Origin of the sequence: Streptomyces sp. TRM64462, assembly GCF_013362995.1 — a bacterium.
GTDB lineage: Bacteria > Actinomycetota > Actinomycetes > Streptomycetales > Streptomycetaceae > Streptomyces.
This window is the reverse complement of sequence record NZ_JABWDV010000311.1, coordinates 12,839-35,471: the sequence shown is the minus strand read 5'-3', so window position 1 is coordinate 35,471 and position 22,633 is coordinate 12,839. Positions and strand designations below refer to the sequence as shown.

20 protein-coding genes and 3 tRNA genes are annotated in these 22,633 nt (G+C 69.6%); 7 read left to right on the top strand and 16 right to left on the bottom strand.

The window, feature by feature from the left end; all coding sequences use genetic code 11:
- Window positions 1–409 precede the first annotated feature (409 nt).
- The 4 genes from HTZ82_RS15345 to HTZ82_RS15330 all read left to right on the top strand — a co-directional run bounded on the left by HTZ82_RS15345 (window position 410) and on the right by HTZ82_RS15330 (window position 2,320).
- A complete protein-coding gene (locus tag HTZ82_RS15345) occupies window positions 410–1,348 on the top strand; it encodes a peptidoglycan-binding protein (RefSeq protein WP_175409935.1) in 939 nt (312 codons plus the stop codon).
- A gap of 37 nt (window positions 1,349–1,385) precedes the next feature.
- A complete protein-coding gene (locus HTZ82_RS15340; protein ID WP_175409958.1) occupies window positions 1,386–1,619 on the top strand; it encodes a hypothetical protein in 234 nt (77 codons plus the stop codon).
- Window positions 1,616–1,879, top strand: a complete 264-nt coding sequence (locus HTZ82_RS15335; RefSeq protein ID WP_175409934.1) for a hypothetical protein — start codon at window positions 1,616–1,618, stop codon at window positions 1,877–1,879. Before HTZ82_RS15340 ends, HTZ82_RS15335 begins: the two co-directional genes overlap by 4 nt.
- Before the next feature lie 180 nt (window positions 1,880–2,059).
- Window positions 2,060–2,320, top strand: a complete 261-nt coding sequence (locus HTZ82_RS15330; protein WP_175409933.1) for a hypothetical protein — start codon at window positions 2,060–2,062, stop codon at window positions 2,318–2,320.
- 62 nt (window positions 2,321–2,382) lie between these two features.
- Here HTZ82_RS15330 and HTZ82_RS15325 read toward each other — a convergent pair whose 3' ends face one another.
- The 10 genes from HTZ82_RS15325 to HTZ82_RS15280 form a co-directional block, all read right to left on the bottom strand.
- Complete coding sequence (locus HTZ82_RS15325; protein WP_175409932.1) at window positions 2,383–6,282, bottom strand: DNA-directed RNA polymerase subunit beta'; 3,900 nt, start codon at window positions 6,280–6,282, stop codon at window positions 2,383–2,385.
- Between the two features lie 97 nt (window positions 6,283–6,379).
- Complete coding sequence (gene rpoB, locus HTZ82_RS15320) at window positions 6,380–9,865, bottom strand: DNA-directed RNA polymerase subunit beta (RefSeq protein ID WP_175409931.1); 3,486 nt, start codon at window positions 9,863–9,865, stop codon at window positions 6,380–6,382.
- Between the two features lie 531 nt (window positions 9,866–10,396).
- Complete coding sequence (rplL, locus tag HTZ82_RS15315) at window positions 10,397–10,783, bottom strand: 50S ribosomal protein L7/L12 (protein ID WP_175409930.1); 387 nt, start codon at window positions 10,781–10,783, stop codon at window positions 10,397–10,399.
- Window positions 10,784–10,898: 115 nt separating this feature from the next.
- Window positions 10,899–11,429, bottom strand: coding sequence for a 50S ribosomal protein L10 (gene rplJ, locus HTZ82_RS15310; protein ID WP_175409929.1), 531 nt, complete (start codon window positions 11,427–11,429; stop codon window positions 10,899–10,901).
- 270 nt (window positions 11,430–11,699) lie between these two features.
- Window positions 11,700–12,671 (bottom strand): hypothetical protein, encoded by a 972-nt coding sequence (locus HTZ82_RS15305; RefSeq protein ID WP_175409928.1) that lies wholly within the window; start codon window positions 12,669–12,671, stop codon window positions 11,700–11,702.
- A gap of 139 nt (window positions 12,672–12,810) precedes the next feature.
- A complete protein-coding gene (gene rplA, locus HTZ82_RS15300; protein ID WP_175409927.1) occupies window positions 12,811–13,533 on the bottom strand; it encodes a 50S ribosomal protein L1 in 723 nt (240 codons plus the stop codon).
- 81 nt (window positions 13,534–13,614) lie between these two features.
- Window positions 13,615–14,049 carry a 50S ribosomal protein L11 gene (gene rplK / locus HTZ82_RS15295; protein WP_023587070.1) on the bottom strand — a complete coding sequence of 145 codons (435 nt, stop codon included), beginning with the start codon at window positions 14,047–14,049 and terminating at the stop codon, window positions 13,615–13,617.
- Window positions 14,050–14,219: 170 nt separating this feature from the next.
- Window positions 14,220–15,110, bottom strand: a complete 891-nt coding sequence (gene nusG / locus HTZ82_RS15290) for a transcription termination/antitermination protein NusG (protein ID WP_375540823.1) — start codon at window positions 15,108–15,110, stop codon at window positions 14,220–14,222.
- Window positions 15,111–15,188: 78 nt separating this feature from the next.
- Window positions 15,189–15,476 (bottom strand): preprotein translocase subunit SecE, encoded by a 288-nt coding sequence (gene secE / locus HTZ82_RS15285; protein WP_175409925.1) that lies wholly within the window; start codon window positions 15,474–15,476, stop codon window positions 15,189–15,191.
- Between the two features lie 102 nt (window positions 15,477–15,578).
- A tRNA-Trp gene (locus HTZ82_RS15280) sits at window positions 15,579–15,651 on the bottom strand.
- Window positions 15,652–15,889: 238 nt separating this feature from the next.
- Here HTZ82_RS15280 and HTZ82_RS15275 point away from each other — a divergent pair.
- Both HTZ82_RS15275 and HTZ82_RS15270 read left to right on the top strand, forming a co-directional pair.
- Complete coding sequence (locus tag HTZ82_RS15275; protein WP_175409924.1) at window positions 15,890–17,122, top strand: pyridoxal phosphate-dependent aminotransferase; 1,233 nt, start codon at window positions 15,890–15,892, stop codon at window positions 17,120–17,122.
- Window positions 17,123–17,265: 143 nt separating this feature from the next.
- Window positions 17,266–18,327 (top strand): adenosine deaminase, encoded by a 1,062-nt coding sequence (locus tag HTZ82_RS15270; protein ID WP_175409923.1) that lies wholly within the window; start codon window positions 17,266–17,268, stop codon window positions 18,325–18,327.
- On the opposite strand, the gene HTZ82_RS15265 is transcribed toward HTZ82_RS15270, so the two are convergent.
- The 6 genes from HTZ82_RS15265 to HTZ82_RS15240 form a co-directional block, all read right to left on the bottom strand.
- Window positions 18,317–19,393 (bottom strand): UDP-N-acetylmuramate dehydrogenase, encoded by a 1,077-nt coding sequence (locus tag HTZ82_RS15265; RefSeq protein WP_309235493.1) that lies wholly within the window; start codon window positions 19,391–19,393, stop codon window positions 18,317–18,319. The genes HTZ82_RS15270 and HTZ82_RS15265 overlap by 11 nt on opposite strands.
- 247 nt (window positions 19,394–19,640) lie before the next feature.
- Window positions 19,641–20,069: a MaoC family dehydratase gene (locus HTZ82_RS15260; RefSeq protein ID WP_175409921.1), complete on the bottom strand. Its 429-nt coding sequence runs from the start codon at window positions 20,067–20,069 to the stop codon at window positions 19,641–19,643.
- A gap of 8 nt (window positions 20,070–20,077) precedes the next feature.
- Complete coding sequence (locus HTZ82_RS15255; RefSeq protein ID WP_175409920.1) at window positions 20,078–20,530, bottom strand: MaoC family dehydratase N-terminal domain-containing protein; 453 nt, start codon at window positions 20,528–20,530, stop codon at window positions 20,078–20,080.
- A gap of 107 nt (window positions 20,531–20,637) precedes the next feature.
- Complete coding sequence (gene rpmG / locus HTZ82_RS15250) at window positions 20,638–20,802, bottom strand: 50S ribosomal protein L33 (RefSeq protein ID WP_003948671.1); 165 nt, start codon at window positions 20,800–20,802, stop codon at window positions 20,638–20,640.
- A gap of 89 nt (window positions 20,803–20,891) precedes the next feature.
- Window positions 20,892–20,964 (bottom strand) — tRNA-Met (locus tag HTZ82_RS15245).
- Between the two features lie 48 nt (window positions 20,965–21,012).
- Window positions 21,013–21,085 (bottom strand) — tRNA-Thr (locus tag HTZ82_RS15240).
- A 286-nt stretch (window positions 21,086–21,371) separates the two neighbouring features.
- Between HTZ82_RS15240 and HTZ82_RS15235 the strand changes: the two genes are divergently transcribed.
- The gene (locus HTZ82_RS15235; RefSeq protein ID WP_175409919.1) at window positions 21,372–22,604 is read left to right on the top strand and encodes an amidohydrolase family protein; all 1,233 of its coding nucleotides are present in this window, start codon (window positions 21,372–21,374) and stop codon (window positions 22,602–22,604) included.
- Window positions 22,605–22,633: the final 29 nt, after the last annotated feature.

The window sequence follows — 22,633 nt, the reverse complement described above, 5'->3', positions numbered from 1 at the left end:
CCGTCCCCCTGACTGCGCCCCACTGCCCCCGTCCTGCTGCGGACACGCGTCTCCGCCGCGGGGCGCACGTCCCGCCAAGGGCCGCATTCCGCCGCGGGGCGCGTTCCGCTGTGGGTACGCGTTCCCACCGGACGCCGCGCCCGCCCCGCGCCCGTTCCGCTGTGGGCATGCGTTCCTCCCCCAAGCACTTCGTGCAGGGGGTACCCCCAGGGCGGAACGGGTGGGCACAGCGGAACCACCGGCGTGCAGCCGCCCAACCCACACCAGCCCCCGACGGCCGACGTGTCCCGCCTCCCGCCACGCCCCGCACCGCCACGCCCCGCACACCCGTCCGCCCCGCGCCCACGCCACGGCCCGCCCGGCGCGGGGCGGCCCCCGTTCCACCCCCGCCCAAGTCAGGAGCCCGCCCATGGCCACCCCACTCACCCCCGCCCAACTCCTCGCCGCCCTCCGCGCCGAAGGCGTGACCGTCGTCGAGCACCCCGGCTGGCGCACCCACCACCGCAACCACACCGGCGCCTGGGGCCCGGTCAACGGCGTGATGATCCACCACACCGTCAGCACCGGAACCCGCTCCACCGTCTCCCTCTGCCACCGCGGCTACTCCCAGCTCCCCGGCCCGCTCTGCCACGGCGTGATCGCCAAGGACGGCACCGTCCACCTCGTCGGCGGCGGCCGCGCCAACCACGCGGGCGGCGGCGACCCGAACGTCCTGCGCGCCGTCGTCGACGAGTCGTACGGCGAGAAACCCCCGGCCCCGCGCGAGCACCAGGGCAGCGCGGGCGCGGTCGACGGCAACGCCCGCTTCTACGGCTTCGAGTGCGTGAACCTCGGCGACGGCATCGACCCCTGGCCGGCCGCCCAGCTGGAGGCCGTCGAACGGGCGTCCGCCGCGCTCTGCCGCGCCCACGGCTGGGGCGCCAAGAGCGTCATCGGGCACCGCGAGTGGTCCGACCACAAGGTCGACCCGCGCGGCTTCGCCATGCCGGACCTGCGCGCCCGGATCGCCGGCCGCCTGGACAAGGCGACACCCCCGCCGAAGCCGACGCCGACGCCCACCCCCACCCCCACGCCGGCCAAACCCAAGCCCAAGCCCCGCTACCAGCCGTTCCCCGGCGCGGCCTTCTTCAAGAGCCGCCCCAGCTCCCCGATCGTCACCGCGATGGGCCGCCGGCTGGTCGCCGAGGGCTGCTCGGCGTACCGGATCGGCCCGGGCCCGCGCTGGAGCGAGGCGGACCGCCTCTCGTACGCGGCGTGGCAGCGCAAGCTCGGCTTCCGCGGCGCCGACGCCGACGGCTGGCCGGGCCGCACCTCCTGGAACGCCCTCAAGGTCCCGTACACCGCCTGACCGCCCCGCACACCCGCCCGAAGGAGGGCCCATGCCCCTGTCCGAAGCCGCCAAGCGCACCGCACGTACCGTCCTCCAGACCGCGGTGGGCCTCGCCGTCGCCCTGCCGGCCCTGGTCGACGCGGCGGGTCTGCCGGCCAGTCTCCCGTGGGTCGCCGCAGCGCTCGCCGTCGCCGGTGCGCTGACCCGGGTGATGGCCGTGCCGGCCGTGCAGACCCTGCTGCCCGGCTGGCTGCGTACCGACAGCCGCGACCACGGGAGCCGCCCATGACCGAGACCGACCCGAACGACCCGGTCGGGGTCGCCCTGGAGCTGGAGCGCCTGCGCGGCACCCTCGAAGCCGGGTTCGCCCGGGTCGACGGTTCGCTCGCGCTGCTGGTGCAGCGCAGCGACCAGACCGACCGCCAGCTCGCCGACCACGAGGCCCGCCTCGACTCCCTGGAACGGGCCCGCTGGCCGCTCGCCAGCATCGGCGCGGTCACGGCGTGCGTGGGCGTGGCGGTGGCCTTCTGGGAACTGGCCCTCCGCTGACCGGCCGCCCGCCGGGGTCCGGCACCGGTTTGCCGGACCCCGGCAACCACTCCCCGTCAAGACAGCGTCAACGCCCACCTGACGCACCGTCCGCACTGCGCGGACAATGCACTCATCAGCAAAGCAGCGAAGAACGAACAGCGAACAGCGAACAGCGAAAACGACTTACGGGGGTACGTCATGGCACACGAGGTCCCGCACCTCACGACCGACGCCACGGAGACCGACATCCGGCTGGCCGTCATCGAGTACGGCGACGTCCTGGCCGACTACGCCACAGCCGCGACCGCCCCGGACACGCCCCGGTCGGTCGTCGAGGACTACGCGATAGCCGTGGACGCCCTGGCCCTGGCCCGCCGCGTCCCGCCCGTCGACGTCCCCCCGGTCCTGACCGTCGGCGTCCACGCCCTCCACCGCGTCCACCGGGCCCTGCTTGGCTGACCACACGCCGAAGGGCGGCACCCCGTATGTGACGGGGTGCCGCCCTTCAGACAGCTGCTCGCTTACTGGTTGTACGGACCGTAGTCGTAGTCCTCCAGCGGAACGGCCTGGCCGGAGCCGGTGCCGAACGGCGAGTAGTCGATGTCGTCGTAGCCGACGGCCGAGTACATCGCGGCCTTCGCCTCCTCGGTCGGCTCGACCCGGATGTTGCGGTAGCGGGACAGACCCGTACCGGCCGGGATGAGCTTACCGATGATGACGTTCTCCTTGAGGCCGATCAGGGAGTCGGACTTGGCGTTGATCGCCGCGTCCGTCAGGACCCTGGTCGTCTCCTGGAAGGAGGCCGCGGACAGCCACGACTCCGTCGCCAGCGACGCCTTGGTGATACCCATCAGCTGCGGACGGCCGGAGGCGGGGTGGCCGCCCTCGGTGACCACACGACGGTTCTCCTGCTCGAAGCGCGAGCGCTCCACGAGCTCGCCCGGCAGCAGCTCCGCGTCGCCGGACTCGATGATCGTCACACGGCGCAGCATCTGCCGGATGATGATCTCGATGTGCTTGTCGTGGATCGACACACCCTGCGAGTTGTAGACCTTCTGCACCTCGCCGACCAGGTGGACCTGAACGGCCCGCTGGCCGAGGATGCGCAGCACGTCGTGCGGGTTCTCGGTACCCACGGTGAGCTTCTGGCCCACCTCGACGTGGTCGCCCTCGCTCACCAGGACACGGGCGCGCTTCGAGATCGGGAACGCCGTCTCGTCGCTGCCGTCGTCCGGCGTGATGACGATCTTCTTGGTCTTCTCGGTCTCCTCGATCCGGACGCGGCCGGCCGCCTCCGAGATCGGGGCCATGCCCTTGGGCGAACGGGCCTCGAAGAGCTCGACGACACGCGGCAGACCCTGCGTGATGTCGTCACCGGCCACACCACCGGTGTGGAAGGTACGCATCGTCAGCTGGGTACCGGGCTCACCGATGGACTGGGCGGCGATGATGCCGACCGCCTCACCGATGTCGACCAGCTTGCCGGTGGCCAGCGAGCGGCCATAGCACATGGCGCAGGTGCCGACGGCGGACTCACAGGTCAGGACCGAGCGGGTCTTGACCTCCTCCACGCCCGCCGCGACCAGCTGGTCGATGAGCACGTCACCGAGGTCGACACCGGCCGGGGCCAGCACCTTGCCGTCGACGACGACGTCCTCGGCGAGGCAGCGCGCGTACACGCTGGTCTCGACGTCCTCCGCCTTGCGCAGGACACCCGTCTCGTCCTTGGACGCGATCCGGAGACGCAGACCGCGGTCGGTGCCGCAGTCCTCCTCGCGGATGATCACGTCCTGCGAGACGTCCACCAGACGACGGGTCAGGTAACCCGAGTCGGCGGTACGCAGGGCGGTGTCGGCCAGACCCTTACGGGCACCGTGCGTGGAGATGAAGTACTCCAGCACGGAGAGACCCTCGCGGAACGAGGCCTTGATGGGCCGCGGGATGGTCTCGTTCTTGGCGTTCGACACCAGACCACGCATACCGGCGATCTGACGCATCTGCATCATGTTTCCACGAGCACCCGAGTTGACCATCATGAAGATGGGGTTGGTCTTCGGGAAGTTCTCGTTCATGGCCTCGGCGACCTCGTTGGTCGCCTTGGTCCAGATCGCGATGAGCTCCTGCGTGCGCTCGTCCTTGGTGATCAGACCGCGCTCGTACTGCTTCTGGACCTTCTCGTCCTGCGCCTCGTAGCCGCGGACGATCTCCTTCTTCGCCTCGGGAACGACGACGTCGGAGATGGCGACGGTGACGCCGGAGCGGGTCGCCCAGTAGAAGCCGGCCGCCTTCAGGTTGTCGAGCGTCGCCGCCACGATGACCTTCGGGTAGCGCTCGGCGAGGTCGTTGACGATCTCGGAGAGCTGCTTCTTGCCGACCGTGTAGTCGACGAACGGGTAGTCCTCGGGCAGCAGCTCGTTGAAGAGCGCACGGCCCAGGGTCGTCCGCAACCGGAAGCTGTCGCCCTGCTGCCAGTCGGTCGCGCCGTCCTCGTCGACCGGCGGGGTCCAGCCGCGGGGCGGCACGGAACCGATCGGGAAGCGGATGTCGATCTTCGCCTGGAGCGAGAGCTCCCGGGCGTCGAACGCCATGATCGCCTCGGCGGTCGAGTTGAACGCCCGGCCCTCGCCCTTGACCTCGCGCTCCTCCTCGTCCGTGGTGAGGAAGAACAGACCCAGGACCATGTCCTGCGTCGGCATCGTCACCGGACGGCCGTCGGCCGGCTTGAGGATGTTGTTCGAGGACAGCATCAGGATGCGGGCCTCGGCCTGCGCCTCCGCGGAGAGCGGCAGGTGGACGGCCATCTGGTCACCGTCGAAGTCCGCGTTGAACGCGGTGCAGACGAGCGGGTGGATCTGGATGGCCTTGCCCTCGACGAGCTGCGGCTCGAAGGCCTGGATGCCGAGGCGGTGCAGCGTGGGCGCACGGTTCAGCAGCACCGGGTGCTCGGCGATGACCTCTTCCAGCACGTCGTACACGACCGTGCGGCCGCGCTCGACCATGCGCTTCGCCGACTTGATGTTCTGCGCGTGGTTCAGGTCGACCAGGCGCTTCATCACGAACGGCTTGAAGAGCTCCAGGGCCATGGCCTTGGGCAGACCGCACTGGTGCAGCTTGAGCTGCGGGCCGACGACGATGACGGAACGCGCCGAGTAGTCGACTCGCTTACCGAGCAGGTTCTGACGGAAGCGGCCCTGCTTGCCCTTCAGCATGTCGCTGAGGGACTTCAGCGGGCGGTTACCCGGACCGGTGACCGGGCGGCCGCGGCGGCCGTTGTCGAACAGCGCGTCGACGGCCTCCTGGAGCATGCGCTTCTCGTTGTTCACGATGATCTCGGGCGCGCCGAGGTCGAGAAGCCGCTTCAGGCGGTTGTTCCGGTTGATGACACGGCGGTACAGGTCGTTCAGGTCGGAGGTCGCGAAGCGGCCACCGTCGAGCTGCACCATGGGACGCAGGTCCGGCGGGATCACCGGGACGCAGTCGAGGACCATGCCCTTGGGGCTGTTGCTGGTCTGCAGGAACGCGGAAACGACCTTCAGACGCTTGAGCGCACGGGTCTTCTTCTGGCCCTTGCCGGTGCGGATGATCTCGCGGAGCTTCTCGGCCTCCTCGTCGAGGTCGAAGGACTCCAGGCGCTTCTGCAGCGCGGCGGCGCCCATCGAGCCGTCGAAGTAGGTGCCGAACCGGTCGCGCAGCTCGCGGTAGAGCAGCTCGTCGCCCTCCAGGTCCTGGACCTTGAGGTTCTTGAACCGGCTCCACACCTCGTCGAGGCGGTCGATCTCGCGCTGGGCACGGTCGCGGAGCTGCTTCATCTCGCGCTCGGCGCCCTCGCGGACCTTGCGGCGCACGTCGGCCTTGGCGCCCTCGGCCTCCAGCTCGGCCAGGTCGGTCTCGAGCTTCTTGGCGCGGGCTTCGAGGTCGGCGTCGCGGCGCTGCTCGATCTGCTGGCGCTCGACGGAGACATGGGCCTCCAGCGAGGGCAGGTCGCGGGTGCGGCGCTCCTCGTCGACGTACGTGATCATGTACGCCGCGAAGTAGATGACCTTCTCCAGGTCCTTCGGGGCGAGGTCCAGCAGGTAGCCGAGGCGGGACGGGACGCCCTTGAAGTACCAGATGTGGGTGACGGGTGCGGCCAGCTCGATGTGGCCCATCCGCTCACGGCGCACCTTGGCGCGGGTGACCTCGACGCCACACCGCTCACAGATGATGCCCTTGAAGCGGACACGCTTGTACTTGCCGCAGTAGCACTCCCAGTCCCGGGTGGGGCCGAAGATCTTCTCGCAGAAGAGGCCGTCCTTCTCGGGCTTCAGGGTGCGGTAGTTGATGGTCTCCGGCTTCTTTACCTCGCCGTGGGACCACTGCCGGATGTCGTCCGCGGTGGCCAGGCCGATCCGCAGCTCGTCGAAGAAGTTGACGTCGAGCACTATGCGTCAATCCCTCTCAGGGTTCGTGTCAATCAATGGTCTGTACGGGTCGCTGGGCGGGGCCGGCCGGACCGCTGGGGTCCGGCCGGCCGACCCGTCAGACCTCTTCGACGCTGCTCGGCTCGCGCCGGGACAGGTCGATGCCGAGCTCCTCCGCAGCGCGGAAGACGTCCTCGTCGGTGTCGCGCATCTCGATGGACATGCCGTCCGAGGACAGCACCTCCACGTTGAGGCACAGGGACTGCATCTCCTTGATGAGCACCTTGAAGGACTCCGGGATGCCGGGCTCGGGGATGTTCTCGCCCTTGACGATGGCCTCGTAGACCTTCACGCGGCCGGTGACATCGTCGGACTTGATGGTCAGCAGCTCCTGGAGGGCGTAAGCGGCGCCGTACGCCTCCAGCGCCCACACCTCCATCTCACCGAAGCGCTGGCCACCGAACTGAGCCTTACCACCCAGCGGCTGCTGGGTGATCATCGAGTACGGACCGGTCGAGCGGGCGTGCAGCTTGTCGTCGACCAGGTGGTGCAGCTTGAGGATGTACATGTACCCGACGGAGATCGGGTCCGGGAACGGCTCGCCGGAGCGGCCGTCGAACAGACGCGCCTTGCCGGACGGCAGCATCAGACGGTCGCCGTCGCGGTTCGGGAGGGTGTTCTCCAGCAGACCGGCCAACTCGTCCTCGCGGGCACCGTCGAAGACCGGGGTCGCGACGTTGGTGCGGGGCTCGACCTGGTCGGCGCCGATGCTCTGGAGCCGCTTGGCCCAGTCGTCGGCGAGGCCGGAGACGTCCCAGCCCTGGCTGGCGAGCCAGCCGAGGTGGATCTCCAGGACCTGTCCCGGGTTCATTCGGGACGGGACGCCGAGCGGGTTGAGGATGATGTCGACCGGGGTGCCGTCCTCCAGGAACGGCATGTCCTCGATCGGCAGGATCTTGGAGATGACACCCTTGTTGCCGTGGCGGCCGGCGAGCTTGTCACCGTCGGTGATCTTGCGCTTCTGCGCCACGTAGACGCGGACCAGCTGGTTCACGCCCGGGGGCAGCTCGTCGCCCTCCTCGCGGTCGAAGACGCGCACGCCGATGACCTTGCCGGTCTCACCGTGCGGCACCTTCAGCGAGGTGTCGCGGACCTCACGGGCCTTCTCACCGAAGATCGCGCGGAGCAGGCGCTCCTCCGGCGTCAGCTCGGTCTCACCCTTCGGGGTGACCTTGCCGACCAGGATGTCGCCGGCGACGACCTCGGCACCGATGCGGATGATGCCGCGCTCGTCGAGGTCGGCGAGGACCTCCTCGGAGACGTTCGGGATGTCCCGGGTGATCTCCTCGGGGCCCAGCTTGGTGTCACGGGCGTCGACCTCGTGCTCCTCGATGTGGATCGAGGAGAGGACGTCGTCCTGGACGAGGCGCTGCGACAGGATGATCGCGTCCTCGTAGTTGTGGCCCTCCCACGGCATGAACGCCACGAGGAGGTTCTTGCCGAGGGCCATCTCGCCCTCCTGGGTGGCCGGACCGTCGGCCAGGACCTGGCCCTCGACGACCCGGTCGCCCTCGGCGACGATGACCTTCTGGTTGACGGAGGTGCCCTGGTTGGAGCGGGCGAACTTGGCCAGGCGGTACGTGATGTACGTGCCGTCGTCGTTGGCGACGGTGATGTAGTCCGCGGAGAGCTCCTGGACCACACCGTCCTTCTCGGCCTTGACGACGTCGCCGGCGTCGACGGCGGAGCGGTACTCCATGCCGGTGCCGACGAGCGGGGCCTCCGCCTGGATGAGCGGAACGGCCTGGCGCATCATGTTCGCGCCCATGAGGGCACGGTTGGCGTCGTCGTGCTCGAGGAACGGGATCATGGCGGTCGCGACCGACACCATCTGGCGCGGCGAGACGTCCATGTAGTCGACGTCCTCGCCGCCGATGTAGTCGACCTCGCCGCCACGGCGGCGGACCAGGACGCGGGCCTCGGCGAACCGGAGGTCCTCGGTCAGCGGCGCGTTGGCCTGCGCGATGACGAAGCGGTCCTCCTCGTCGGCGGTCAGGTAGTCCACCTCGTCGGTGACCTGGCCGTCGACGACCTTGCGGTACGGCGTCTCGACGAAGCCGAACGCGTTGACGCGGCCGTACGAGGCGAGCGAACCGATCAGACCGATGTTCGGGCCTTCGGGGGTCTCGATCGGGCACATGCGTCCGTAGTGGGACGGGTGCACGTCTCGGACCTCGAAGCCGGCCCGCTCACGGGACAGACCACCCGGGCCGAGCGCGGACAGACGACGCTTGTGCGTCAGCCCGGACAGCGGGTTGTTCTGGTCCATGAACTGCGACAGCTGGCTGGTGCCGAAGAACTCCTTGATGGAGGCGACGACCGGCCGGATGTTGATCAGGGTCTGCGGCGTGATCGCCTCGACGTCCTGGGTCGTCATGCGCTCGCGCACGACGCGCTCCATCCGCGCCAGACCCGTGCGGACCTGGTTCTGGATGAGTTCGCCGACGTTGCGCAGACGGCGGTTGCCGAAGTGGTCGATGTCGTCGGTCTCGACGACGATCGTGGAGCCGTTCGACCCGACGGTCTCGGTCTCGCCGGCGTGCAGCTGCACCAGGTACTTGATCGTCGCGATGATGTCGTCGACGGTCAGGACACCGGCGTCGAGGGGCGCGTCGGCACCGAGCTTCTTGTTGACCTTGTAGCGGCCGACCTTCGCGAGGTCGTAGCGCTTCGGGTTGAAGTACAAGTTCTCGAGCAGCGTCTGCGCGGCCTCACGCGTCGGGGGCTCGCCCGGACGGAGCTTGCGGTAGATGTCGAGGAGCGCGTCGTCCTGGCCCTGGGTGTGGTCCTTCTCCAGGGTGGCGCGCATCGACTCGTACTCGCCGAACTCCTGCAGGATCTGCTCGGTCGTCCAGCCGAGCGCCTTGAGGAGGACGGTCACGGACTGCTTGCGCTTGCGGTCGATACGGACACCGACCATGTCGCGCTTGTCGATCTCCATCTCCAGCCAGGCACCCCGGGACGGGATGATCTTGGCGGAGTAGATGTCCTTGTCGGACGTCTTGTCGATGGAGGAGTCGAAGTAGACACCCGGCGAGCGCACGAGCTGCGACACCACGACACGCTCGGTGCCGTTGATGACGAAGGTGCCCTTGTTGGTCATGAGCGGGAAGTCGCCCATGAAGACCGTCTGGGACTTGATCTCGCCGGTCTCGTTGTTGGTGAACTCGGCCGTGACGAAGAGCGGCGCGGCGTACGTGAAGTCGCGCTCCTTGCACTCGTCGATCGAGTTCTTGGGGGGCTCGAAGCGGTGGTCGCGGAAAGTCAGCGACATCGACCCGGAGAAGTCCTCGATCGGCGAGATCTCCTCGAAGATCTCCTCCAGACCGGACTTGGTGGGAACGTCCTGTCCGGACTCCAGAGCCGACTCGACACGAGCCTTCCACGCGGCGTTGCCGAGCAGCCAGTCAAAGCTCTCGGTCTGCAGCGCGAGGAGGTTCGGAACCTCGAGGGGCTCCTTGATCTTTGCAAAGGAGATGCGCAGCGGGGCGGTGCTTGCGCCGTTGTTCGTATTCGCGGTCGAGGCGTTGCGCGAGGCGGCCAAGAGGGGGTCCTTCCGAGGGCTCGGACTCACTACGCGCGTACCGGTCCCAAGCGGGTCACAGCGACAGAGTGTTCCTGATTTCAGCCGTTTGGCCAGGTCAGGGCATTCGGTCAACTGTGCTCTTGCGAGGGGATGCCCCTGGTGACGGGCAGGGAGCAGCTAACAGGCAGCGCAAAGGGTCAGTGTAGCCACTTGGCCCACTGATGTCCAGGGCGAGTATTTCGCGACCCTCGTTCTTCTCAACTTCGCGCACCTCGCGCCGTCGGCGCACCTCGATACTGCCCGTTCGGTCGCCGATCCATGCCTCGGAACCTGGATCGTGTGGCGACGCGTCCTGAGAATTGCGCGCGCCGTGCGGTTCGTCAAGGCCCCTGACTCCGCGGGGCGCACGGCGAAGATCACCATACTCCCCTGGAGTCCCAGTGCAAGGCGGACGTCACGGCAGCGCAGAAGGGCGACCACCCGGATGGGTGATCGCCCTTCACAACGCCCTCAGCGGGCGTTCGCACGAGTCAGGAGACCCGCGTCAGGTCACTTGACCTCGACAGCGGCACCGGCGCCCTTGAGGGCCTCGGCGGCCTTGTCAGCGGCCTCCTTGTTGACCTTCTCGAGGACCGGCTTCGGAGTGCCGTCGACGAGGTCCTTGGCCTCCTTCAGACCCAGGGAGGTCAGCTCACGCACGACCTTGATGACCTGGATCTTCTTGTCGCCGGCGCCGGTGAGGATGACGTCGAACTCGTCCTTCTCCTCGGCAGCCTCGGCAGCCGGGGCACCCGGGGCGCCGGCGGCGGCAACGGCGACCGGGGCGGCGGCGGTGACGTCGAACTTCTCCTCGAAGGCCTTCACGAACTCGGCGAGCTCGATGAGGGTCATCTCCTCGAACTGCGCGAGCAGGTCGTCCTGAGACAGCTTCGCCATGGTGGCGGTCCTTCCACTAATTCGGCTGGTGCCGGGATGTACATGTGAGGCGGGCGTACGTTGGGCCCGCTGTGACCGTCGCCCGTGTCAGGCGGCGGTCAATGCGCGAGCCGAATTACTCGGCACCGCCCTGCTCGGCCTGCTTGGCGCGCAGCGCGTCCACGGTGCGGACGAGCTTCGACGGGAGCGCCTGGAAGAGCGCGGCAGCCTGGGACTGCTTGCCCTTCATGGCGCCCGCCAGCTTGGCGAGCAGAACCTCGCGGGACTCGAGGTCCGCAAGCTTCTTGATCTCATCGGCGGACAGCGCCTTGCCATCAAGGACACCGCCCTTGATGATCAGGTTCGGGTTGTCCTTGGCGAAGTCACGAAGACTCTTCGCCGACTCCACCGGGTCACCGGTGACGAAGGCGACGGCCGTCGGACCAGCGAACTGGTCGTCCAGCGTCGTGATCCCGGCCTCGTTGGCCGCAATCTTGGTCAGCGTGTTCTTCACCACGGCGTACTGGGCGTTCTCACCGAGCGAACGGCGCAGCTGCTTGATCTGCGCCACGGTGAGACCGCGGTACTCGGTCAGCACAGCGGCGTTGGAGCTGCGGAACTTGTCCGTCAGCTCGGCAACCGCGGCAGCCTTGTCGGGCCTCGCCATGAGCCTCGGCCTCCTTCCGGGTGATTCGGACCGCAGTGGCTGAAGGAAGGAGACTGGGCAAAACGAAACGCCCCGGCGCAGGCGCACGGGGCGTGACTCGACCGGACACATACATCCGGGAGTACATCCACAGTCACCTGCGCAGGCCGTCCGTAGCTAGCGGATCCTTCGGCTGCCGCGTCCTGGGACACAGCAGCGACCAGCGGTCTTTGGCTTCCGTGGAAGAGTACGGGAACCGGTCGCCGTCAAGCAAATCGGGCGACCGGTCACTCAGGCGGCCCCGGCCCCGGCGTCCTCGCCGGTACCGTCGGCGCCGCCCTCGGCGCCCTTCACGAGGTCGCCCAGCATCTCCATGATGTCGGCGGTCTCACCGGGCGGCGGGGCCTGCACGCCGGCCTTCGTGCCGTAGTCCGAGTACGTCGCGGTGACCTTCATGGTGCCCTGCGGGGTCACCATGCCGACGTCCATCTTGACCGGGTAGCCGTCCTCGTTGACCCAGACCTCGGTGTCGTACGCCTTCAGGCCGCCGTTCTTCATGTTCGCGACGAGCTCGTCCCTCTCCTCCTTGCTGAGCACGGAGAGCGAGGTGTTCGCGGCGACCATCTCCTCGACCGTGAGGGTGCCCTTGTAGTGCTGCGCCTCGACGCCGTCGATCTTCTCGGGACCGATGTGCTTGAGGTTGGGCGACTCCAGGAGCATGGCGAGCTGCTTGGCCGGGTCCTGGTTCATGTTCTCCAGGCCGCGGGTCATCTCCTTCCGCAGCGCGGCGTCGCCGGACTTCTCGGCGGCCGCGGCGAAGTCGATCTTTATCCAGCGGTCGCCGAAGAGCTCGTCGACGGGGGACTTCGCACCACCGGCCGTCTTCACGTACAGCACGTTGTCGACCATCAGCAGGCGCATCTGGCCGGGCGCGCCGGCGCCGGCGCCCTCGAAGGGGCCGCCCTTCATGGTGAGGTCCATCTGGGACGGGTTCCATCCCATGACGCCGGACATCTCCAGCTCGCCGCTGTCCGCGCCGGTCGCGAGCCCGGCGGGCATCGACATGGTCAGGTGGACCTTCGCCGACTTCGCGTCGGCCGTCTTCTCGTACGCCGTCCGGATGACCTGCGTGGCCGATGACCACTCCAGGCGCTCCTGCCCGGCGCCCTGCTGCTCGCCGCCGCTCTGGCAGCCGGCTGCCCCGGCGACGACGGCCGCGGCCGTCAGGGTGACCCCCACGCGCTTCCATGCGGACACGGTCATGCCCCACCCCTTGTTCTCCGTTGTGCGAACAACTGAACCGTAACGCACGCGTACGACAGTGATCAGGCGAAAAAACCGGCCCCCGCACCTCCGGAGAGGTACGGGGACCGGTTCGGGAACCGTGGGTGAGTTGTCAGACTCAGACCGCCGCCGGGTCCTCCTCGACGAGGAGGTTGCGGGTGCGGTTGGCGTCCAGCGGGATGCCGGGGCCCATGGTGGTGGTCAGGGTCGCCTTCTTGATGTAGCGGCCCTTCGCGGCGGACGGCTTCAGACGGAGGATCTCCTCCAGCGCCGCGGCGTAGTTCTCGACCAGCTTCGTGTCGTCGAAGGACACCTTGCCGATGATGAAGTGCAGGTTCGCGTGCTTGTCGACACGGAACTCGATCTTGCCGCCCTTGATGTCGGTGACGGCCTTGGCGACGTCCATCGTGACGGTGCCGGTCTTCGGGTTCGGCATCAGACCACGGGGGCCGAGGACGCGGCCGAGGCGGCCGACCTTGCCCATGAGGTCCGGGGTGGCGACGACGGCGTCGAAGTCCAGACGGCCCTTCGCGACCTCGTCGATCAGTTCGTCGGAGCCGACGATGTCGGCGCCCGCGGCCTCCGCGGCCGCAGCACGGTCACCGGTCGCGAAGACCAGGACCCGGGCGGTCTTGCCGGTGCCGTGCGGAAGGTTCACGGTGCCACGGACCATCTGGTCGGCCTTGCGCGGGTCGACACCCAGGCGGAAGGCGACCTCGACGGTGCCGTCGAACTTGGTGGCGGCGGTTTCCTTGGCGAGACGGACGGCCTCGAGGGGGGCGTAGTTGCGCTCCCGGTCGATCTTGGCGTCCGCGCCGCGGAGAGCCTTGCTGCGCTTCACTTCTTCTCCTGTGCTTTCAGGTATGGAGTCGTGGTCCGGGCCAGCGCCTGGCCCTGCCACTGAGGTCTTACGGGAGCTTGATCAGCCCTCGACCGTGATGCCCATGGAACGGGCGGTGCCGGCGATGATCTTCTCGGCGGCGTCCAGGTCGTTCGCGTTCAGGTCGGGCATCTTGGTGGTGGCGATCTCGCGGACCTGGGCGCTCGTGAGCTTGGCGACCTTGGTCTTGTGCGGCTCGCCGGAGCCCTTCTCCACACCCGCGGCCTTGAGGATCATCCTCGACGCCGGCGGGGTCTTGGTGATGAAGGTGAAGGAGCGGTCCTCGTAGACCGTGATCTCCACCGGGATCACCCAGCCACGCTGCGACTCGGTCGCGGCGTTGTAGGCCTTGCAGAACTCCATGATGTTGACGCCGTGCTGACCCAGCGCGGGGCCGACCGGCGGAGCCGGGTTGGCGGCGCCGGCCTGGATCTGGAGCTTGATAAGCCCCGTGACCTTCTTCTTCTTGGGAGGCATTGCTCTCTCCGGGTCCTAGTGAGAGTGTTCGGCCACCAACCGGCATCATCCGGATGGAGGCATACCGCACAACGATAACGGGTATCTGTGCGCGTCCAAAAACCGAGCAGGTCAGAGGGCGGTGACCGCCACTCTGACCTGTCCGGACGCTGAAGCCGACCGCGTAGGGGTCAGTTCTTCTGGATCTGGTCGAAGCTGAGCTCGACCGGGGTCTCGCGACCGAAGATCTCGACGAGGCCCTTGACCTTCTTCGAGTCGGGGTTGATCTCGTTGATGGTCGCCTGCAGCGTGGCGAACGGACCGTCCGTGACGGTGACCGAGTCGCCGACCTCGAAGTCCAGGACCTGGACCTCGACCTTGCGGGCGGGCGCCGGCTTGCCCTCGGCCTCGGCGGCCTCGCGGGCGGCCTTCTCCTCGGCCTCCGGGGCGAGCATCTTGACGATCTCGTCCAGCGTCAGCGGGTACGGGTCGTAGGCGTTGCCCACGAAGCCGGTGACGCCGGGGGTGTTGCGGACGACGCCCCAGGACTCGTTCGTCAGGTCCATGCGGACGAGCACATAGCCGGGCAGCTTGTTCTGCCGGACGTTCTTGCGCTCGCCGTTCTTGATCTGGACGATCTCTTCCTCGGGGACCTCGGCCTGGTAGATGAAGTCCTCGACGTTCAGCGAGACGGCACGCTGCTCCAGGTTCGCCTTCACGCGCTTCTCGTAGCCCGCGTAGGTGTGGATCACGTACCACTCGCCGGGGAGGCCGCGCAGCTCGTCGCGGAGCGCGGCGACGGGGTCGACCGGCTCGGCGGGCTCGGCCTCGGCAGCCTCGGCGGGCTCCTCGTCGGCCTGCTCGACGTCCTCGGCCGTGGCCTCGGCGGTCTCGTCGGCGGGCTCGTCGGCGCTCTCGGCGGCTTCGGCCTCGTCGGCGTCCTCGACCGTCTCGACGTGCACCGCGGCGTCCTCGGCCGCCTTGTCGACAGCGGCGTCCGCAGCTTCCGCCTGGTCCTCGTCGGCCGCCTCGACGATGTCGAGTTCGTCCTGGGCGGACTCGTTCAGGTTCGGGTCAGACACGGTGGCTGCTTCTTCCTGGATACAGATGGGGTGGAACATGCGAAAAGGGGCGCCGGGGTGGGCGCCCTCCGCGGGGAATCAGCCGAAGACGTACTTGACTGCTTCCGTGAAGCCCAAGTCGATCACCGTCACCAGACCGATCATGATGACCACGAAGATGATCACGACGGTCGTGTACGTGGTCAGCTGATTACGAGTCGGCCAGACGACCTTGCGCAGCTCGGCGACGATCTGGCGGTAGAAGAGCGCGAGCCGGCCGAGCGGGCCCTTCTTGGCCCGCTTGCCACCCTTGCGGGTCTTCTTCTTCGACTCCGGCGCTTCGTCCTCAGCATCAGGCATGTCGATGGAGCCTACGGCGTCCGTCACGTCTCTCACCTGATTCCGGGTCGGCCGTGCCGCGCCCGGGTGGAGCCGCACGGCGGTGCAATGAAGTACATACCTGCGCACACATCCTGGCGGTGTGTGTAGCAGGGCCGGAGGGACTTGAACCCCCAACCGCTGGTTTTGGAGACCAGTGCTCTACCAATTGAGCTACGACCCTTTGTGGTTCTCCCCCAACCTACCGCATCCGTGGAGGTGGTCCGCGGTGTGGTCGGTGAGGGCCAACGAGCAGAGAGTGTACGTGGTCAGGGGCGCCGCGTCGAACAGATAGCCCGAGACGGCTCCGCGCCGCGCCTGCGGGGCGTGTCGGCGAGGGCGCGCGCGGGGCATGTCACGGGTGTGTCCGTAAGGCGAAACCTGTGTGCCGGGCTCCGGCGGGGTCTGGGACGATGGGCAGCATGAGCGCTGCAACTCCGACCTCTCCCACCGAGCGCCGGGTGTCCGCCCGTATCGGCGCGATCTCCGAGTCCGCGACCCTCGCCGTCGACGCCAAGGCCAAGGCCCTCAAGGCCGCCGGGCGTCCGGTGATCGGCTTCGGCGCGGGCGAGCCCGACTTCCCGACGCCCGACTACATCGTGGAGGCGGCCGTCGAGGCCTGCCGGAACCCGAAGTACCACCGCTACACGCCGGCCGGCGGTCTGCCGGAGCTGAAGTCCGCGATCGCCGCCAAGACGCTGCGCGACTCCGGCTACGAGGTCGACCCCTCGGAGATCCTCGTCACCAACGGCGGCAAGCAGGCCATCTACGAGGCCTTCGCCGCGATCCTCGACCCGGGCGACGAGGTCATCGTCCCGGCCCCGTACTGGACGACGTACCCGGAGTCGATCCGGCTCGCGGGCGGTGTTCCGGTGGAGGTCGTCGCGGACGAGACGACCGGCTACCGCGTGTCGGTGGAGCAGCTGGAGGCGGCCCGTACGGAGCGTACGAAGGTCGTGCTGTTCGTCTCGCCGTCGAACCCGACCGGCGCCGTCTACGCGCGCGAGGACGCCGAGGCGATCGGCCGCTGGGCCGTGGAGCACGGCCTGTGGGTGCTGACGGACGAGATCTACGAGCACCTGGTGTACGGCGACGCGACCTTCACGTCGCTGCCCGCGCTGGTGCCCGAGCTGCGCGACAAGTGCGTCGTCGTCAACGGCGTGGCCAAGACGTACGCCATGACGGGCTGGCGCGTGGGGTGGATCGTGGGCCCGAAGGACGTCGTGAAGGCCGCGACGAACCTCCAGTCGCACGCCACGTCCAACGTCTCCAACGTGGCGCAGGTCGCCGCGCTGGCCGCGGTGTCCGGGAACCTGGACGCGGTCGCCCAGATGCGTGCGGCCTTCGACCGGCGGCGCCAGACGATCGTGCGGATGCTGAACGAGATCGACGGCATCGTCTGCCCGACGCCGGAGGGCGCGTTCTACGCGTACCCGTCGGTGAAGGGGCTGCTGGGCAAGGAGATCCGCGGGAAGCGCCCGCAGACCTCCGTCGAGCTGGCGGCGCTGATCCTGGACGAGGTCGAGGTGGCGGTCGTCCCGGGCGAGGCGTTCGGCACGCCCGGGTATCTGCGTCTCTCGTACGCGCTGGGTGACGCGGACCTGGCCGAGGGTGTGTCGCGGATGCAGAAGCTGCTGGCGGAGGCGCGCGACTGAGCGCAGGCACGCGACTGAGCGCAGGCACGCGGTGACGGGCGCGGTACCTCACGTGAGGTACCGCGCCCGTTTTTTCGTTCCCGCACATACTCGTTCGGAGAAAGGGGCTGCCGTACGGCGGCCGTCTGCGGCAGGATCCCGGAATGCTGAGCTCTTCAGGGGGGTACCCCCCGAACCCCCCGTACGTCCGCGATCTCACCCTGCTGCCGAAGGCCCATCTGCATCTGCACTTCACGGGGTCCATGCGGCCGGCGACCCTGCTGGAGCTGGCCGACAAGTACGGCGTCCATCTCCCCGAGGCGCTGACCGGCGGGGAGCCGCCGAAGCTGCGGGCGACGGACGAGCGCGGCTGGTTCCGCTTCCAGCGGCTGTACGACATGGCCCGGTCGTGTCTGCGCGAGCCGGAGGACATCCGGCGGCTCGTGCGGGAGGCGGCCGAGGAGGACGTACGGGACGGGTCGGGGTGGCTGGAGATCCAGGTGGACCCGACCTCGTACGCGCCGCGGCTCGGCGGGCTGATCCCGGCGCTGGAGATCATCCTGGACGCGGTGGAGTCGGCCTCGCGCGAGACGGGGCTGGGGATGCGGGTGCTGGTAGCGGCGAACCGGATGAAGCATCCGCTGGACGCGCGCACACTGGCCCGGCTGGCGGTGCGGTACGCGGACCGGGGTGTGGTGGGGTTCGGGCTCTCGAACGACGAGCGGCGCGGGATGGCACGCGACTTCGACCGGGCGTTCGCGATCGCGCGGGAGGGCGGGCTGCTGGCGGCGCCGCACGGCGGTGAGCTGACGGGCCCGGCGTCCGTACGGGACTGCCTGGACGACCTGCGGGCGTCCCGTATCGGGCACGGGGTGCGGGCGGCGGAGGACCCGCGGCTGCTGCGCCGGCTCGCCGAGAAGGGCGTGACGTGCGAGGTGTGCCCGGCGTCGAACGTGGCGCTGGGCGTGTACGAGAAGCCCGAGCACGTACCGCTGCGGACGTTCTTCGACGCGGGCGTCCCGGTGGCGCTGGGCGCGGACGACCCGCTGCTGTTCGGCGCGCGGCTCGCGGACCAGTACGAGATCGCCCGCCACCACCACGGCTTCACGGACGTGGAGCTGGCGGAGCTGGCGCGCCAGTCGGTGCGGGCTTCGGTGGCTCCGGAGGACGTGCGCCGGAAGCTGCTGTCGGGGATCGACGACTGGCTGGCCGCCCCTACAGGCTGACGCCGACCGTGACCGGCTCGTTGACCAGTGTCACGCCGAAGGCGTCCCGTACGCCGGCGACGACCTCGCGGGCGAGGGCCAGGAGGTCCTCGGTGGTGGCCTCGCCGCGGTTGGTGAGGGCGAGGGTGTGCTTGGTGGAGATACGGGCGGGTCCGGCCCCGTAGCCCTTGGTGAACCCCGCCTTGTCGATCAGCCAGGCCGCTGACGTCTTGGTCCGGCCGTCGCCCGCCGGGTACGCGGGCGGGGCGGTGTCGGGGCCGAGGCGGTCGCGGACGCGGTCGAGGAAAGCCGCGTACTCGGCGTCGGTGAGGATCGGGTTGGTGAAGAAGGACCCGGCGGACCAGGTGTCGTGGTCGTCGGGGTCCAGGACCATGCCCTTGCCGGCGCGGAGGGCGAGGACGGTCTCGCGGGCGGCGCCGACGGGGACGCGGTCGCCGGGCTCGACGCCCAGGGCGCGCGCGGTCTCCGCGTACCGGATCGGGGCGCTCATCCCGTCCGCGTCCTCCAGCGCGAACCGTACGCGCAGGACGACGTACCGGTCGGGGTCCGCCTTGAAGCGGCTGTGGCGGTACGAGAACAGGCACTCCGCGTTGGGGACCGTCACCGTCTCCTCGGCGCGCCGGTCGTACGCGACGACCTCTGTGATCGTGGCGGAGACCTCCTGGCCGTACGCCCCGACGTTCTGGATGGGCGTGGCGCCGGCCGAGCCGGGGATGCCGGCCAGGCACTCGATGCCGGCCAGACCCGCCTCGACGGTCCGGGCGACCGCGTCGGACCAGACCTCGCCGGCGGCCAGCTCCAGGCGGGTGCCGTCGAGGGTGAGGCCTCGGGTCGCGATGCGCAGGGCGGTGCCGTCGAAGCCCTTGTCGCCGATGACCAGGTTGGAGCCGCCGCCGATGAGCAGCAGGGGCGTCCCGGTGCTGTCGGCCTCGCGCACGGCGGCGACGACTTCGTCATCCGTGGTGGCGGTGACAAGCCGTGCGGCGGGCCCGCCGAGCCGGAAGGTGGTCAACGGGGCGAGTGGGGCGTCGTGGAGTTCCTGCACGGGCCCAAGAGTACGGGGCACGGGTGGGGGCGCCGGTCTCCGGTACGGGGTCGGGGCGGGGCCGGGCGCGGCGCACCGGGGACGGAGGCTGGGCCTGGGGCCGGGCCTGGGGCCGGGCCTGGGCGGGGCCGGGCTGGGGCCGCTGCCGGGCCTGGCCGGGGCCGGACTGGGGCCGGGGGCCGGGCCCGGGCCGGACTAGGGCCGGTGGCCGAGGGCCCGGGCCCTGGGTGGTGTGCCCTGGCCCGTGCCCGGAGGGGGTGGCGTCGTGTCAGGCGAGCTGGACGACGGCGCGGGACATGCCGAGGACCTTCTGGCCCGCGCTGGTGGCGGTCAGGTCGACGCGGACCCGGCCGTCGTCGAGCTTGGCCGCGACCTTGGCGCTGACCTCGATCAGCGCGCCCTCGTCGTCGTTCGGCACGATGACCGGCTTGGTGAAGCGCACCCCGTACTCGACGACGGCGGCCGGGTCGCCGGCCCAGTCGGTCACGACACGGATGGCCTCGGCCATCGTGAACATGCCGTGTGCGATGACGTCGGGGAGCCCGACCTCCTTGGCGAACTTCTCGTTCCAGTGGATCGGGTTGAAGTCGCCGGAGGCGCCCGCGTACCGCACGAGCGTGGCGCGCGTCACGGGAAAGCTCTGCGCCGGGAGTTCGGTGCCGACCTCGACGTCGTCGAATGCGATCTTGGCGGTCATGGTGTTTCTCACGCCTCCTCTGCCGCGCGCGCCACGAGCTTGGTCCAGGCGGTCACGACGTGCTCGCCCGCCTCGTCGTGCACCTCACCGCGGATATCGAGAATGTCGTTCCCGGCGAGGGACTTGATCGCCTCGATGGTCGAGGTGACCGTGAGCCGGTCCCCGGCGCGTACGGGACGGGTGTACGCGAATTTCTGGTCGCCGTGGACGACGCGGCTGTAGTCGAGACCGAGCTGGGGGTCGGAGATCACCTGTCCCGCGGCCTGGAACGTGATCGCGAACACAAAGGTCGGCGGGGCGATCACTTCGGGGTGCCCGAGCGCCTTGGCGGCCTCCGTGTCGGTGAAAGCCGGATTCCCGTCACCGATCGCCTCGGCGAACTCGCGGATCTTTTCCCGGCCGACCTCGTACGGCGCGGTGGGCGGATAGGTCCGCCCCACGAAGGACTGGTCGAGCGCCATGGACGCGGTACCTCCTGATGTGGTGCGTTGGGGTGCTGGAGTGCTGGGGTGTGCGGAAACGACACGAGGCCGCCCCCGGTGGGGACGGCCTCGTGTACGAGCCTGATTCAGCGCGTCTCGCGGTGCGCGGTGTGCGCGTTGCAACGCGGGCAGTGCTTCTTCATCTCAAGACGGTCCGGGTTGTTGCGCCGGTTCTTCTTGGTGATGTAGTTCCGCTCCTTGCACTCCACGCAGGCCAGCGTGATCTTCGGGCGGACGTCGGTGGCAGCCACGTGAGTGCTCCTTGACGGACGGATGGACGGATGGAACGCAGAAAAGAGTAGCCGATCGAAGGACCGACCCCACAATCGGCTACTGGGAGTAGCGGTGACCGGACTTGAACCGGTGACACAGCGATTATGAGCCGCTTGCTCTACCGACTGAGCTACACCGCTGAGATGTCGGGATCACCCCACCCGAAGGTGAGGATCCCCTGACACCAGAGCCCCAATACGGAATCGAACCGTAGACCTTCTCCTTACCATGGAGACGCTCTGCCGACTGAGCTATTGGGGCGAGCGATGAAGACATTACACGGTCGGCGGCCGTTCACCCAAATCCGATTCCCGCCCCCTGCGGCCGCGCGCGGAGCCCCGCCCGCAGCCGGGCGCGGACGCCCTGGCCGGGACCGGCGGGAGTCGCCCCGTACCCGCGGCTGGAGTCGCCTCGTACGCCACTCGTGCCCCACGCCGGTACGACTATTGCGCTCCTCCTCGAAGCCCGGACGGACGGCGCCTAGGCTCACCTCACGCTGAGCGATCTTGCTGCCACCGCCCGCCCCTCCGCCCCTGCCAGGAGCCCGATGTCGTCCGACAGCCAGCAGCCGCGGCCGCCCGAGGGCGCCACCACCGAGACCACCGCCCTGCTGCTGTGCGGCGCCCGGCTCATGGACGGCAGGACCGTCGACGTACGGCTCAGCGGCGGGCGCATCGAGGCCGTGGGCACGCCGGGCAGCCTCGGCGGCCACGGCGCCCGCGTGGACCTCGCCGGGTACCTGCTGCTTCCGGCCCCCGCCGAGCCGCACGCCCACGCCGACACGGCGCTCAGCGCCGACGCGCCGGGCCCCGTCTCGTACGCGACCGAGGACGTCCAGCGCCGCGCCACGGAGGCGGCGCTGCTGCAGCTCGGCCACGGGGCGACGGCGCTGCGCGCGCACGTGCGGATCGGGGACGTGCAGGGGCTGGCGTCGCTGGAGGCGGTGCTCCAGGCGCGGCGGTCGCTGCGCGGGCTCGCCGATCTGACGGCGGTGGCGGTGCCGCGGCTGCTGACGGGCGTGGCCGGGGCGGACGGGCTCGCGATGCTGCGGGACGCGGTGAAGATGGGCGCGTCGGTGGTGGGCGGCTGTCCGGACGTGGACCCGGACCCCGCGGGGTACGCGGAGGCGGTGCTGGAGGTGGCAGCGGAGCACGGCTGCCCGGTGGACCTGCACACGGACGGGGACGATCCGGCGCGGCTGGTGCGGCTGGCGGCGATGGCGGGCGGGCTGCGGCCGGGCGTGGCGATCGGGCCGTGCGGGGCGCTGACGCGGCTGCCGGAGGACGCGCAGGCGCGGGTCGCGGACCGGCTGGCCGCGGCCGGCGTGACGGTGATGTGCCTGCCGCAGGGCGGTTGCGGGGGTACGGAGGTGCGGGCGGTGCCGCCGGTGCGGCTGCTGCGGGCGGCGGGGGTGCGGATCGCGGCGGGCAGCGGGGCGTTGCGCGATCTGGCGAACCCGGTGGGGCGGGGTGACCCGCTGGAGGCGGCGTTTCTGCTGGTGTCGCAGGGCGGGCTGCGGCCGGCGGAGGCGTACGGGGCGGTGAGCGGGGCGGCGCGGGAGGCGATGGGGCTGCCGGCGGTGCGGGTGGAGGCGGGGTTCCCCGCGGAGCTGCTGGCGGTGCGCGGGGAGCGGCTGGCGGGGGTGCTGTCGCTGGCGTACAGCCGGATCGTGGTGCACCGGGGGCGGGTGGTGGCGCGGACGAGTGCGGTGCGGGAGTACTGCGACTCGGCGGCGGCGCTCGAACTGCCGCGTCAGGGGCGGCCGGACGCGCGTCCGTGAGCGCTTTCGCCGCTCTCGCCGTACGGTCG

Coding starts and splice junctions, on each gene's coding strand:
- HTZ82_RS15345 (WP_175409935.1), top strand. CDS start 410: ATGGCCACCCCACTCACCCCCGCCCAACTCCTCGCCGCCCTCCGCGCC.
- rplK (WP_023587070.1), bottom strand. CDS start 14,049: ATGCCTCCCAAGAAGAAGAAGGTCACGGGGCTTATCAAGCTCCAGATC.
- HTZ82_RS15270 (WP_175409923.1), top strand. CDS start 17,266: ATGCTGAGCTCTTCAGGGGGGTACCCCCCGAACCCCCCGTACGTCCGC.
- HTZ82_RS15235 (WP_175409919.1), top strand. CDS start 21,372: ATGTCGTCCGACAGCCAGCAGCCGCGGCCGCCCGAGGGCGCCACCACC.
- HTZ82_RS15260 (WP_175409921.1), bottom strand. CDS start 20,069: ATGACCGCCAAGATCGCATTCGACGACGTCGAGGTCGGCACCGAACTC.
- HTZ82_RS15330 (WP_175409933.1), top strand. CDS start 2,060: ATGGCACACGAGGTCCCGCACCTCACGACCGACGCCACGGAGACCGAC.
- HTZ82_RS15305 (WP_175409928.1), bottom strand. CDS start 12,671: ATGACCGTGTCCGCATGGAAGCGCGTGGGGGTCACCCTGACGGCCGCG.
- HTZ82_RS15335 (WP_175409934.1), top strand. CDS start 1,616: ATGACCGAGACCGACCCGAACGACCCGGTCGGGGTCGCCCTGGAGCTG.
- HTZ82_RS15255 (WP_175409920.1), bottom strand. CDS start 20,530: ATGGCGCTCGACCAGTCCTTCGTGGGGCGGACCTATCCGCCCACCGCG.
- rplJ (WP_175409929.1), bottom strand. CDS start 11,429: ATGGCGAGGCCCGACAAGGCTGCCGCGGTTGCCGAGCTGACGGACAAG.
- HTZ82_RS15275 (WP_175409924.1), top strand. CDS start 15,890: ATGAGCGCTGCAACTCCGACCTCTCCCACCGAGCGCCGGGTGTCCGCC.
- rplL (WP_175409930.1), bottom strand. CDS start 10,783: ATGGCGAAGCTGTCTCAGGACGACCTGCTCGCGCAGTTCGAGGAGATG.